Source organism: Streptomyces sp. NPDC049813, assembly GCF_044465085.1.
In the GTDB taxonomy this organism is placed as follows: Bacteria; Actinomycetota; Actinomycetes; order Streptomycetales; family Streptomycetaceae; genus Streptomyces.
Window position 1 is genome coordinate 753,639 of sequence record NZ_JBITLI010000001.1, and the last position, 12,950, is coordinate 766,588.

At 71.5% G+C, this 12,950-nt stretch carries 10 protein-coding genes; 8 read left to right on the plus strand and 2 right to left on the minus strand.

Going from position 1 to position 12,950, the window contains the following annotated elements:
* The first annotated feature begins 120 nt into the window (after positions 1-120).
* The 6 genes from ACIBW6_RS03325 to ACIBW6_RS03350 all read left to right on the plus strand — a co-directional run bounded on the left by ACIBW6_RS03325 (position 121) and on the right by ACIBW6_RS03350 (position 9,577).
* Entirely contained in the window at positions 121-345 is a 225-nt protein-coding gene (locus ACIBW6_RS03325; RefSeq protein WP_399056024.1) for a DUF5133 domain-containing protein, read from the plus strand.
* A 16-nt stretch (positions 346-361) separates the two neighbouring features.
* Positions 362-2,305 (plus strand): maltotransferase domain-containing protein, encoded by a 1,944-nt coding sequence (locus ACIBW6_RS03330; RefSeq protein ID WP_399056026.1) that lies wholly within the window; start codon positions 362-364, stop codon positions 2,303-2,305.
* Positions 2,306-2,353: 48 nt separating this feature from the next.
* Positions 2,354-4,078, plus strand: a complete 1,725-nt coding sequence (gene treS, locus ACIBW6_RS03335; RefSeq protein ID WP_399056028.1) for a maltose alpha-D-glucosyltransferase — start codon at positions 2,354-2,356, stop codon at positions 4,076-4,078.
* A 3-nt stretch (positions 4,079-4,081) separates the two neighbouring features.
* Positions 4,082-5,497 carry a maltokinase gene (locus ACIBW6_RS03340; RefSeq protein ID WP_399056030.1) on the plus strand — a complete coding sequence of 472 codons (1,416 nt, stop codon included), beginning with the start codon at positions 4,082-4,084 and terminating at the stop codon, positions 5,495-5,497.
* A 1-nt stretch (position 5,498) separates the two neighbouring features.
* Positions 5,499-7,745, plus strand: a complete 2,247-nt coding sequence (gene glgB / locus ACIBW6_RS03345) for a 1,4-alpha-glucan branching enzyme (protein ID WP_399056032.1) — start codon at positions 5,499-5,501, stop codon at positions 7,743-7,745.
* Between the two features lie 350 nt (positions 7,746-8,095).
* Complete coding sequence (locus tag ACIBW6_RS03350; protein ID WP_399056034.1) at positions 8,096-9,577, plus strand: hypothetical protein; 1,482 nt, start codon at positions 8,096-8,098, stop codon at positions 9,575-9,577.
* 42 nt (positions 9,578-9,619) lie between these two features.
* On the opposite strand, the gene ACIBW6_RS03355 is transcribed toward ACIBW6_RS03350, so the two are convergent.
* The gene (locus ACIBW6_RS03355) at positions 9,620-10,123 is read right to left on the minus strand and encodes a carboxymuconolactone decarboxylase family protein (protein WP_399056417.1); all 504 of its coding nucleotides are present in this window, start codon (positions 10,121-10,123) and stop codon (positions 9,620-9,622) included.
* Between the two features lie 150 nt (positions 10,124-10,273).
* Here ACIBW6_RS03355 and ACIBW6_RS03360 point away from each other — a divergent pair, with 150 nt between their 5' ends.
* A complete protein-coding gene (locus tag ACIBW6_RS03360; RefSeq protein ID WP_399056036.1) occupies positions 10,274-11,185 on the plus strand; it encodes a pirin family protein in 912 nt (303 codons plus the stop codon).
* A 4-nt stretch (positions 11,186-11,189) separates the two neighbouring features.
* On the plus strand, positions 11,190-12,104 hold the full coding sequence (locus tag ACIBW6_RS03365; protein ID WP_399056038.1) for an SMI1/KNR4 family protein: 915 nt from the start codon (positions 11,190-11,192) through the stop codon (positions 12,102-12,104).
* A gap of 196 nt (positions 12,105-12,300) precedes the next feature.
* On the opposite strand, the gene ACIBW6_RS03370 is transcribed toward ACIBW6_RS03365, so the two are convergent.
* Positions 12,301-12,945 carry a class F sortase gene (locus tag ACIBW6_RS03370; protein ID WP_399056041.1) on the minus strand — a complete coding sequence of 215 codons (645 nt, stop codon included), beginning with the start codon at positions 12,943-12,945 and terminating at the stop codon, positions 12,301-12,303.
* Between the last annotated feature and the right edge of the window lie 5 nt (positions 12,946-12,950).

Genomic DNA, 12,950 nt, shown 5'->3' on the forward strand with positions numbered 1-12,950 from the left:
CCGATCACCCCGCACCATGGGTGGGAAGCGGCCGGTTGTGACGGCTCGCTTGCTCTGCGTGCAATTCCGGGGAGCCGCGACGCGTGCGTCCGCGGAACATTCAGGAGGTCGACGGATGCCATGGACGCATCACAGGTCGGCGAGGAGATCGAGGCGAAGCTGAAGCACTACCGGTGGTGGCAGAGCCGATTCCTCGCCTCTCCCGCAGACGCTCGGATCCGCGCGCGCTTCGCGCGGTCCGTCGAGGTGCTGTGCGCCGCGACGGGGGAGCGGTGCGGACGGGAGGCGGCGTCCACGGCCGAGCGCCGACTGCGCGGCACTGGAGGTGAGAGCGGTGACAGCTAGGGCACAGCTTGTTCCTGTGCAGATCGAGGACGTGCGTCCGCAGGTCCGCGGCGGGCGCCGGACGGCGAAGGCCGCGGTCGGTGAGGCGTTCCCGGTCACGGCCCTGGTCTTCGTCGAGGGGACCGGTGTGGTGCGGCCGCACGCTGTGCTGCGTGACCCGGACGGCCGTACGGTCCAGTGCGCCGCGATGCACGAACTGGTCCCGGGTGAGGACCGGTGGAGCGCCGAGCTGACACCGACGTCCCCCGGACGGTGGAGCTACTCCGTGCAGGCCTGGTGCGACGTGGTGGCCGCCTGGCAGCGCGACGCCGCCATCAAGGTGCCGGCGGGCGTGGACAGCGACCTCACGCTTGAGGAGGGCGCCGTCCACCTGGAGCGCGCCCTGGGACGGGTCACCGACGAGGCCGCGAGGCGCACCCTCTTCGAGGCGATCCGCGTGCTGGAGGACGGCTCGCTCGACGACACGGAGCGGCTCGCCGCGGCCCTGGACCCCGACGTGTGCGCGGTGCTCCGCACCCACCCCCTCCTCGACCGGCTGACCGAGAGCGCCCCGCTGCCCCTGCTGGTGGAGCGGGAGCGGGCGCTCTTCGGGTCCTGGTACGAGTTCTTCCCGCGCTCGGAGGGCGCGGTGGTGGAGGCGGACGCACCGCCGGTGAGCGGCACGTTCGCGACGGCCGCGCGGCGCCTTCCGGCCATTGCGGCGATGGGCTTCGACGTGGTCTACCTGCCGCCGATCCACCCCATCGGCACGACGTTCCGCAAGGGCCCGGACAACAGCCTCTCGCCGGGCCCGGGCGACGTGGGGGTGCCCTGGGCGATCGGCTCGGCCGAGGGAGGCCACGACGCGATCCACCCGGATCTCGGCACGCTCGACGACTTCGACGCGTTCGTGTCCCGCGCCAAGGGGGAGGGCCTCGAAGTGGCTCTCGACTTCGCGTTGCAGTGCTCGCCCGACCACCCCTGGGTGGAGAAGCACCCGGAGTGGTTCCACCACCGGCCTGACGGCTCGATCGCGTACGCGGAGAACCCGCCGAAGAAGTACCAGGACATCTACCCGATCTGCTTCGACCAGGACCTGCCGGGGCTCGTCGCGGAGACGACGAGGGTGCTGCGGCACTGGATGGCGCACGGGGTGCGCATCTTCCGCGTCGACAACCCGCACACCAAGCCGGTGGTGTTCTGGGAACAGGTGATCGCGGACATCAACCGCACCGACCCGGACGTGATCTTCCTGGCCGAGGCGTTCACCCGCCCCGCGATGATGCGGGCGCTGGCCGAGGCCGGCTTCCAGCAGTCGTACACGTACTTCACCTGGCGTAACACCAAGACCGAACTGACGGAGTACGTCGAGGAGTTGGCGGGCGAGTCGGCCGCGGCCATGCGGCCGAACTTCTTCGTCAACACCCCGGACATCCTGCACGAGTTCCTCCAGCACGGCGGCCGTCCCGCCTTCGAGCTGCGGGCCGTCCTCGCCGCGACCCTCTCCCCGTCCTGGGGCGTCTACAGCGGGTACGAACTCTGCGAGAACGCTCCCCTGCGGCCGGGCAGCGAGGAGTATCTGCACTCCGAGAAGTACGAACTGCGGCCCCGCGACTGGGAGTCGGCGCAGCGCGAGGGACGCACCATCGCCCCGCTGCTCACTCGGCTGAACGACATCCGGCGCCGCAACCCCGCCCTGCGCGGACTGCGCAACGTGCACTTCCATCACGCCGACAACGACGCCGTGATCGTGTACTCCAAACGCTCCGGCGCCGACACGGTCCTGGTGGTCGTGAACCTCGACCCGCACCACCCCCAAGAGGCGACGGTCCGCCTCGACTGCGCACAGGTGGGCGTCGGCCCCGACTCCTCGTTCCCCGTGCGCGACGAACTCACCGGGGCCACCTACACGTGGGGAGCCACCAACTACGTGCGCCTCGTCCCGGGGGAGTCACCCGCCCACGTCTTCACCGTCGGCTGACCCTCCACCCCTCCTTTCCTTCATCCGCGTCCACGGAGGCCTATCCGTATGTCCACGGACGAACTGGCGCAGTGCCCGTCCACGCCCGCCAAGAGACCCGACCCCGAGTGGTACAAGCGTGCCGTCTTCTACGAGGTGCTCGTCCGCTCCTTCTACGACAGCAACGGGGACGGCGTCGGTGACCTGAAGGGCATCACGGCGAAACTGGACTACCTGCAGTGGCTCGGCGTGGACTGCCTCTGGCTGCCGCCGTTCTACACCTCGCCGTTGCAGGACGGCGGCTACGACGTCTCCAACTACATCGTCGCGCTGCCCGAGTTCGGCGACCTCGCGGACTTCGTGGAGTTCGTGGACGCGGCGCACCAGCGCGGCATGCGGGTCATCATCGACTTCGTCATGAACCACACCAGCGACCAGCACGAGTGGTTCCAGCAGTCGCGCTCCGACCCGGACGGCCCCTACGGCGACTACTACGTCTGGGCCGACGACGACACCCAGTACGCGGACGCGCGGATCATCTTCGTCGACACCGAGGTCTCGAACTGGACCTTCGACCCGGTCCGCAAGCAGTACTACTGGCACCGCTTCTTCTCCCACCAGCCGGACCTCAACTACGAGAACCCGGCCGTGCAGGAGGAGATCCTCGCGGCCCTACGGTTCTGGCTCGACCTGGGCATCGACGGCTTCCGCCTGGACGCGGTCCCCTACCTCTACGCCGAGGAGGGCACCAACTGCGAGAACCTGCCCGCGTCGCACGAATTCCTCAAGCGGGTCCGCAAGGAGATCGACGCCAACTACCCCGACGTGATGATCCTCGCCGAGGCCAACCAGTGGCCCGAGGACGTCGTCGACTACTTCGGGGACTTCCCCTCCGGCGGCGACGAATGCCACATGGCGTTCCACTTCCCCGTCATGCCCCGCATCTTCATGGCCGTGCGCCGCGAGTCGCGCCACCCGGTCTCGGAGATCCTCGCCAAGACGCCCGCGATCCCCGCCAAGTGCCAGTGGGGCATCTTCCTGCGCAACCACGACGAGCTGACGCTCGAAATGGTCACGGACGAAGAACGCGACTACATGTACGCGGAGTACGCCAAGGAACCCCGGATGCGGGCCAACATCGGCATCCGCCGCCGTCTCGCGCCGCTGCTCGACAACGACCGCAACCAGATCGAGCTGTTCACCGCGCTGCTGCTCTCCCTGCCCGGCTCGCCGATCCTGTACTACGGCGACGAGATCGGGATGGGCGACAACATCTGGCTCGGCGACCGGGACGCGGTCCGCACCCCGATGCAGTGGACGCCCGACCGCAACGCCGGCTTCTCCTCCTGCGACCCGGGCCGCCTCTCGCTCCCCACGATCATGGACCCCGTCCACGGCTACCAGGTCACCAACGTCGAAGCCCAGATGGCCTCACCGTCCTCCCTGCTGCACTGGACGCGCCGGATGATCGAGATCCGCAAGCAGAATCCGGCGTTCGGCCTCGGCACGTACACCGAACTGCCCTCCTCCAACCCGGCCGTGCTCGCCTTCCTGCGCGAGTACAAGGACGACCTGGTCCTGTGCGTGCACAACTTCTCCCGCTTCGCCCAGCCCACCGAGCTCGACCTCCAGGCCTACGACGGCCGCCACCCGGTGGAGCTCATCGGCAACGTCCGCTTCCCCGCGATCGGCGAACTGCCCTACCTCCTCACGCTGGCGGGCCACGGCTTCTACTGGTTCCGGCTGCGCGGCACGAGCCTGACGCCGCGCATGGCACACCACGATTGGACCTGATGCATGACTTCGCCTCTGCTGTCCGAAACAGGAGTCGGTCCCGCGCAGGTACCCGCCTCCTCCCTCGCGGCGCTCCTGGCGCGCTGGCTCCCCCGCCAGCGGTGGTTCACCGGACACAGCCGCGACATCACCGGCGTCTCGGTGGCCGCGGCGACGGCGCTGACGGCCGACTGCTACCACCTGATGGTCCGCGTCGACCAGCGGGGTTCCGCGGACGGTGACCACTACCAGGTGCTGCTCGGCATCGCGGCGCAGGTGCCGCCGCGGATGTCGCCGAGCCTGATCGGCGAGGTGGAGCCCCGGCCCGGGGAGCGGCTGATGGTCTACGACGCCGTCCACGACCACCGCGCGGCGATCGTGCTGCTGGAACGGCTGCGCAGGGGCGGTACCACGGGGCACCTGCGGTTCGAGTCGCTGCCGCGCACCTCGGTGCCGTGCGGACTCACCCCCCGCGTCCTGGACGTCGAGCAGTCGAACACCTCGATCGTCTACGGCGACGAGCTGATCCTCAAGCTCTTCCGCCACGTCCAGCCCGGCATCAACCCGGACCTGGAGGTCACCGGAGCGCTGGCCCGGCACGGCTTCACCCAGGTACCCGCGCCCGTCGGCTGGTTCCAGACCGAGGCACCGTTCTGGAGCACCCTGGGCATGGTCCAGCCGTTCCTGACCGAGTCGACGGACGGCTGGGAACTGGCCCTGGAGTCCAGCAGGCGCCACACCGGCTTCACCGACGAGGCACGCGAACTGGGCCGCACCACCGGCGAGTTGCACGTCGCCCTGGCCAAGGCGTTCCCCACCGACCCCGGCCCGGTGGACCAGCCCGCGCAACTGGCCGACGTGATGACCCACAAGCTGCTGCGCGCGGCCGCCCGGGTGGCGGAGCTGCGCCCGTACGTGCCCGCGCTCCAGGAGATCTACGCGGCCGCCGCCACGGCCGGCGGCCACCCGCCGCTCCAACGCACCCACGGCGACCTGCACCTCGGCCAGGTGCTGCGCGCCCACGGCCGCTGGCACATCGTCGACTTCGAGGGCGAGCCGGCCAAGCCGGTGCCGGAGCGCCGGGCCGACCGGTCCCCGATCGCCGACGTCGCCGGCATGCTGCGCTCCTTCGACTACGCCGCCCAGTCCGGCGGCGAGTTCCACCCGCAATGGGGGGAGCGCTGCCGGGAGGCCTTCTGCGCGGGCTACGCCGAGTCGGGGGGCTTCGACCCGCGCGCCGTACCCGCCGCGCTCAACGCCCACGAGGCCGCCCGCGCCGTCTACGAAGTGGTCTACGAGTCGGTGTACCGGCCCGACCGCATCCAGGTCCCGCTGAACGCGGTGGCACGCCTGTGCGCCACGCCCACCACCGGAGCGGCCGCACCGGCCGGCCCGGCCGATCCGTCGGCACCGTCCGACCGCCTCGCCCAGGAGAGCTGACATGTCCGTCGCCGACCCCGTCCTGCGCGTCGACCGCGCCCCCCGCGTCGCACCGCTGCCCGCGCTGGACGACGGCGAACGGGCCCGCCTCCTCGGCGGCTCCCACCACGACCCGCACTCCGTGCTGGGCGCACACCCGGTGCGCGGCGGGCTCGCGGTGCGCTGCCTGCGGCCCCACGCGCTGGCGGTCTCCGTCGTCGTCGGCACCGGCGTCTGGGAGCTCCACGACGAGGGTGACGGCCTGTTCGCCGGCCGCATCCCGGGCCAGGGGTTCGCGCCGTACCGGCTGCGCGTCACCTACCCCGAGGCCCTCACGGAGACCGAGGACCCCTACTCCTTCCCCCCGGCCCTCGGCGAACTCGACCTGCACCTGATCTCCGAGGGCCGCCACGAGGAGCTGTGGACGGCCCTCGGCTCCCGGGTCCTGGAGTGCCGCGGCGTGCGCGGCACCCGCTTCACCGTCTGGGCGCCGAACGCGCGCGGCGTGCGTGTGCGCGGCGACTTCAACCATTGGGACGGCACGTCGCTGCCGATGCGGTCCCTCGGCTCCTCCGGCGTCTGGGAGCTGTTCGTCCCCGAGGTCGGCCCCGGGGCCCAGTACAAGTACGAGGTGACCGGCCCCGACGGCGCCCGCTTCGACCGGGCCGACCCGATGGCCCGGCGCACGGAGACACCGCCCGCGACCGCCTCGATCGTCGACGAGAGCCAGTACGCCTGGAACGACGGGACGTGGCTGCGGGACCGCGCGGCCCGCCCCGTGCACCGCGCCCCCATGTCCGTCTACGAGGTGCATCTCGCGTCCTGGAAGCCCGGAGCGACCTACCGCTCCCTCGCGCGGGACCTGACGGCCTACGTGTCCGAGCTGGGCTTCACCCACGTCGAGCTGATGCCGGTGGCCGAGCACCCCTTCGGCGGCTCCTGGGGCTACCAGGTCACCGGCTTCTACGCGCCGACGGCCCGGCTCGGCACCCCGGACGACTTCAAGTACCTCGTCGACACCCTGCACCAGGCCGGCATCGGCGTCATCCTCGACTGGGTCCCGGCCCACTTCCCGCGCGACGAATGGGCGCTGGCGCAGTTCGACGGGCGCCCCCTGTACGAACCGCAGGACCCGCGCCGGGCGGCACACCCGGACTGGGGCACCCTCGTCTTCGACTACGGCCGCAAGGAGGTCCGCAACTTCCTGGTGGCCAACGCCCTGTACTGGTGCGAGGAGTTCCACATCGACGGCCTGCGGGTCGACGCGGTGGCCTCCATGCTCTACCTCGACTACTCGCGCGAGGACGGGCAGTGGACCCCGAACGAGTACGGCGGCCGCGAGAACCTCGACGCCGTCTCCTTCCTCCAGGAGATGAACGCCACGCTGTACCGGCGGGTGCCCGGCGTCGTCACCATCGCCGAGGAGTCCACCGCCTGGAACGGGGTCACCCGGCCCACCCACGACGTCGGCCCCGACGGCTTCGGCGGCCTCGGCTTCGGCCTGAAGTGGAACATGGGCTGGATGCACGACTCGCTGGACTACGTGGCCCACGAACCCGTGCACCGGAAGTACCACCACAACGAGATGACCTTCTCGATGGTGTACGCCTACAGCGAGAACTACGTCCTGCCCATCTCCCACGACGAGGTCGTGCACGGCAAGCAGGCCCTCGTGTCGAAGATGCCCGGCGACTGGTGGCAGCAACGCGCCAACCACCGGGCCTACTTGGGCTACATGTGGGCCCACCCCGGCAAGAAGCTGCTCTTCATGGGGCAGGAGTTCGCGCAGGGCGCCGAATGGGTGGAGGACGAGGGACCGCAGTGGTGGGTCCTCGACGAGAACCACCCCGCGCACGGGGACCACCGCGGTGTCCAGCGCCTCGTGGGCGACCTCAACCGCCTCTACGGCGCCCACCCGGCCCTGTGGGAACAGGACACCTGCCCCGAGGGTTTCGCGTGGAGCGACGCGGACGCGGCGGACGACAACGTCTTCGCGTTCGTGCGCCGGGCCGCCGACGGCAGCCCGCTGCTCGCGGTGGTGAACTTCTCGCCGGTGGTGCGGGACGACTACCGGCTCGGCGTCCCGCACACGGCGTCCGGGCAGTGGCGGGAGGTCCTCAACACCGACGCGGCGCGGTACGGCGGCAGCGACGTCCGCCACACCGGTGAGCTGACCGCCGGACCGGAGCCCCGCAACGGCCATCCGGCGTCCCTGGCCCTGCGACTGCCTCCGCTCGCGGCGGTTTGGCTGACGCCGGTTCCTGAATGACCGGTGCGCCGGCGGGCGATGTCACCGGGGCGGCACACCTGACATAGCGTCAGGTGCACCACCTCGGCACCAGCTCCGGGGACCGCGCCGGGTCCGGTCTCGACAGTCGCCAGGTGCCGCGTCGTCGTGACGTCGCGAACCTGGTGGCTGCGGGCGAGCGTATGCGTTCTCGGCCATAGGAGTCGGCCCCCCGTCTGCGCCCCGAAGGGCCTCGTGGCGTAGAAACGCCGTACATCGCGCCATGGGGCACGTGGGGGAAAGCGCGGCGGGAAGGCGGACCTCTCCGCGGGGCGGGCGACCGGGCCCGCCGCCGAACAGCCGCCGGTGGCGGCGTGCCAGGGGAGTGAGCCATGCCGCAGTCGAACGGGTTCCAGGACTTCGGAGCCCTGCGCTTCGGCAGCCGGGCACAGTTCGAGCCCGCGCACGTGCAGGAGGTGTGCGGCGCCGTGCACGACAGCGGAGTGCGTGACCTGTACGTCGTGGTGCACGGGGCCCACAACGACGCGGCCACCTCCGAGACCGTCGACGGCGCGTTCCGGGAGCTGCTCGCCGAGGCCTGGGACGGCGCCACCCAGGACAAGGGGATGCTCGCCGTGCACTGGCCCTCGCTGCTCTTCCGCGACGAGGGCGTCCCCGGCCTCGCGGCGGCGCCGGAAGCCGCCGGCGACCCGGACACCCGGCCCTGGCTCACCCCCGAGACCGCCGATGACCTGCGCCGCCACCTGCCGGACAGCGCCGGCCCGCTGGCCGAGATCGCCGAACTGCTCACCGCGCGCCCCGCACAGGCCCGCGCCTTCGACGACTTCGGCTCGGCCCTGCGCCGCCTGGCGGAGCTGCCGTTGCAGGACCGGGCCGCGGAGTTCGCCGCCGACACGGAGGGCGAGGTGCTGCCGCAGACCGACCCCCTCATGCTGTTCGAGGACACCAGGACGATGTGTGCCGAGTTCGCGGGCGCTGTCGAGGACATACGGCGCTCGCTGGAGGCCGGGGCGGGCAAGCCGACCCGGCACGAGAGCGACGTCGACGCCTCCGAGGTCTCCGAGGAGGGAACGCTGCTGGAGTCCCGGGTAGCGGGACCGCGCCCCGCGGACCCGCTCAGCGAACGGGTCCGGCGCACCGGCACGGTCGCCGCCGGCGGCCCGCTGGGCGAGTCGGCCCGCGCGACGGACTTCGCCGAGCTGTGGGCCGGTGCCCGGGAACTCTTCCGGCAGGTCGTGCGGCACGTGCTGCGCCGCCGGGCCGGCCTGATCGGCGAGGCGGGCCTCGGCCCGTGCCTGCCGATGCTGGCGCAGGGCACCGAGGTCCGCCTCCACCTCGTCGGCCACGGCCTCGGAGCGCGGATGGCCGGCTTCGCGCTACGCGGCCTGGAGGCGAGCGGCGCGGAACCGGTCACGCTCTCCTCCCTGACCCTCCTGCAGGCCGAGATGTCCCACTTCGCCTTCGCCGACATCCTGCCGCAGCAGGTCTCGGGGCACGGCGCGCTGTGGAACCGGCAACGACTCGTCCAGGGCCCGCTGCTCTGCACGTTCTCGCACCTCGACTCCCACCTGGGGGTGCTGTATCCGCTGTCGGCCCAGATGATCGGCGACTCGGCGGAGCTGGCGACGAGCGTGCGCAAGTGGGGCGCGCTCGGCTTCGACGGCATCCAGGGGGTCGAGGGACCGCCGCCGGTCCGGCTCGGGGACGAGGTGGAGGAGGACCCGCGGGGGCTGCCCTACGTCAACGTGGACGCCTCTGAGGTGGTCCGCTCCGATGACCTCCCGATGGGCGGCCACCACCAGGTCTTCCACCCTGCGATCGGACGGCTGCTGCGGCGCGCGGCGGAGTGCTGAGGCGGTTGCGGGCTGGAGGGGGGCTTGGTGTGCCGCAGCTGGTCAGGCGCCGGCCGCCGGGCGGACCGGGTGCTTGCTGAGTACGGAGACCCGGTTGAAGGCGTTGATGGTGATCGCCACCCAGATCAGGGCGGAGATCTCGGCGTCGTCGAGGACCCGGCGGGCCGCGGCGTAGGCGCGCTCCTGACCCGCGCCGTCGGCGGGGGAGGTGGTCGCCTCGGCGAGGGCGAGCGCCGCCCGCTCCCGCTCCGTGAACAGTTCGGTGTCGCGCCAGGCGGCGAGCGTGCCCAGCCGCTGCGTGCTCTCCCCGGCGCGGAGGGCGGCCCGGGTGTGCACGTCGAGGCAGTAGGCGCACCGGTTGATCTGCGACACCCGCAGATTGACCAGTTCGACGAGCCGCCGGTCGAGCCCGGCCTCCGCGGCGGCCGCCCGCACCGCCTCCGACGTCTGCACGAGGGCGTGGTAGGCCTTCGGTGTCTGCTTGTCGACGAAGACACGGCGCTGGGTGGGGGTGGTGGCCGCTTGTGGCGCAGGGCCGCTATTCATGTCGGTGTCGGTGTCGGTGACATTCATGGGGCGCCCCTGGGGTCGGAGTCGGTGGCCGTGGTCCGGGCGCGGGGTCGCGTCACAGGGCATCGGGGCTTATGATCGTCGTCAGTTGTTGAATGTCAAATTACTTGGGGTGGAGGCGCAGGGATGAGCGACGTAGAGGTGCTCACCGCCCGCGACGTGCCGCTGGGCGGCCCGCGCGCGATGACGGTACGGCGCACGCTGCCGCAGCGGGCCCGGACGCTGATCGGGGCGTGGTGCTTCGTCGACCACTACGGCCCCGACGACGTGACGGACACCGGCGGCATGGACGTCGCCCCGCACCCGCACACCGGCCTGCAGACGGTGAGCTGGCTGTTCAGCGGGGAGATCGAGCACCGGGACAGCCTGGGCACGCACGCCATGGTCAGGCCCGGCGAGCTGAACCTCATGACCGGCGGCCTCGGCATCGCCCACTCCGAGGTCTCCACCCCGGCCACCACCCTGCTGCACGGCGTCCAGCTGTGGGTGGCCCTGCCGGAGCGACACCGGCTCACCGCACGGGACTTCCAGCACTACGCGCCGGAGCCCGTCCAGCTCGCCGACGGCGCCGGACTCCGGGTCTTCCTGGGCGCGCTGGCCGGTGCGACGTCCCCCGTGCACACCTTCACGCCCCTGCTCGGCGCGGAACTCCTCCTGGCGCCGGGCGCCACCGTCACCCTGACCGTGGACCCCTCCTTCGAACACGGCCTCCTGGTCGACCAGGGAGAGGTCACGCTGGCCGAAACGCCACTGAAGCAGGCGGAGTTGGGCTACGCACCACCGGGCGCCCCCACTCTCACCCTCACCAACCACACGGACGCACCGGCACGCACGGTCCTGCTGGGCGGGCCGCCCTTCGGCGAGGAGATCGTCATGTGGTGGAACTTCATCGGCCGCTCGCACGAGGACATCGCGCAGGCCCGGGCGGACTGGATGACGGGGGACCGGTTCGGCGACGTGACCGGGTACGACGGGGAGTCACTGCCGGCTCCGGAGCTGCCGAACATGCCGCTGAAGCCGCGGGGGAACCGGCGCTGACCCGGTGCCGACCTTCCTGACTGGCCATCAGGTGATGGGAGCGGCGGACATGCGCCTCTCGCCCCGGACAGCCAGCGAGGTGTACCAGAGGCAGCTGAACTTTCGGACCGAGGACGACGAAGACACCCTCAGTGACCGAACTGCCCGCGCACCGTGGGAACCGACGTGGATACCATTCTGCTCCCTCACCCCTCAAGACACCGCCTGTGGCCTCTACTTGAATGGCGAAACCGGGGAGGTCTGGCAGTGGACCGAATTCGCAGGGCGCGAGCGTGAGTATGCGTCGCTGCCCGCTTACCTGGAACTCATGGCGATCAGCCTGGAAGCCCCCGTCACGGGAGCCGGCCCCGAGAAGCCCGGCATGCTGGACGGGGCCCTGGTATGGGGACCACCTTCTGACGCAGAGTGCCGGGGCCAGTGGATGAGCCACCGCGGCCAGGAATCGCCACGCCATCCTGACAAGACTCTCGGCGCGATCCGGACCGCTCTGCCTGCGGATGCCCGTGATCAGTTCGATGAGCAGCGCGATGCCCTCGTCCTGACCGATCCCGAAGCCGCCGCAGCCTTCCTCGACCAGTGGTGGAGTCGTGCCGTGCAGGCGCAGCAGGAACTGGAGGACGAGGTCGCCGCAGCGCTGGGCGGAAACGTCCTGGCCCGGCCCGGCCGCACCCTGGCGCCGGAGTATGAGGCCACGCTGCCGCCCGCCATTCGCCACCGACCGCCGTCCCTGGACGACATCCGCGCCGCCCTACGCCACGAAGGTGTCCGCGCCCGGTTCAACCGCGACCTCATGGACGCGATCCCGCCGCATTATCCGGCGCTGCTGCTGCGGTGGTGGGACCTCGCCCGCCTGATGGCCGACCCGCGCGGAGACCGTGCCGTACGCGCCGTCATTGCAGGCCGTGACGGCGCGAGCTGACGGTTGTCCAGTCATGGGAGACGCCACCCGCGCCGGCCGTGGCTGCTCGCGCGTCCAGCAGCGTCGACTTCACCTTGCCGAACGCGTTGCGCCGCAGTGTCGGTCTCGAACCCGGACTCGACCCGCTGCTTCCCAGCGGCATCACGGAACCGGACCTTCATCGGCCGCTCGCACGTATACGGGAGTGCCGCCGCTCTCAGCGGTTGTCGCCGGTGAGGTGGGCGCTGACGACGACGTTGCCGTTGTACCGCCCGCGTTGGTGGTCGTAGCCGCCGCCGCAGGTGATGAGGCGCAGTTCCGGGCGGCCGGTGTCGGCGTACACCTTGTCGTCGGGGTAGTCGGCGGCGTCGTAGACGTCGATGGCGTCGACGGTGAAGCGGGCGGTCACCCCGTCCTGGCGGGGCACGTCGACGTGCATGCCGGGCTTCAGGGCGCCGAGGTCGTAGAAGACGGCGCGGCCGGACGGAAGGTCGACGTGTCCGGCGATGATGGCGGTGCCCTGGCTGCCGGGGGAGGGGCCCCGACTCCACCAGCCGGCGATTCCCGGGTCGTCCTCGGGCGGCGCCTCGAGACGGCCGTCGCCGTCGAGGGCCAGTCCGGTCAGTGGGGCGTCGACGCGGAGGGCCGGGATGCGCACGCGCCGGGGCGTTGAGGCCGGCAGGGGCGGTGCGGCGGGGGCCGCGGCGGCCTGGTGCGTGTGGCGCTCGGCCGGCTGCGGCGGTACCGGGTTCTGCTCGATGCCGGTGATCCCGAAGGTGACGGCGGCGCTGCCGACGAGGAGCAGTGCCCAGATACAACCCGCGGCGCGGGATGTGCTGCCTGGATTGCGTTGCGCGGCCACGACCG

Excerpts from the sequence above, each read along its gene's own strand:
- ACIBW6_RS03325 (WP_399056024.1), top strand. The coding sequence starts at position 121 with ATGGACGCATCACAGGTCGGCGAGGAGATCGAGGCGAAGCTGAAGCAC.
- treS (WP_399056028.1), top strand. The coding sequence starts at position 2,354 with ATGTCCACGGACGAACTGGCGCAGTGCCCGTCCACGCCCGCCAAGAGA.
- ACIBW6_RS03340 (WP_399056030.1), top strand. The coding sequence starts at position 4,082 with ATGACTTCGCCTCTGCTGTCCGAAACAGGAGTCGGTCCCGCGCAGGTA.
- glgB (WP_399056032.1), top strand. The coding sequence starts at position 5,499 with ATGTCCGTCGCCGACCCCGTCCTGCGCGTCGACCGCGCCCCCCGCGTC.
- ACIBW6_RS03350 (WP_399056034.1), top strand. The coding sequence starts at position 8,096 with ATGCCGCAGTCGAACGGGTTCCAGGACTTCGGAGCCCTGCGCTTCGGC.
- ACIBW6_RS03355 (WP_399056417.1), bottom strand. The coding sequence starts at position 10,123 with ATGAATAGCGGCCCTGCGCCACAAGCGGCCACCACCCCCACCCAGCGC.
- ACIBW6_RS03360 (WP_399056036.1), top strand. The coding sequence starts at position 10,274 with ATGAGCGACGTAGAGGTGCTCACCGCCCGCGACGTGCCGCTGGGCGGC.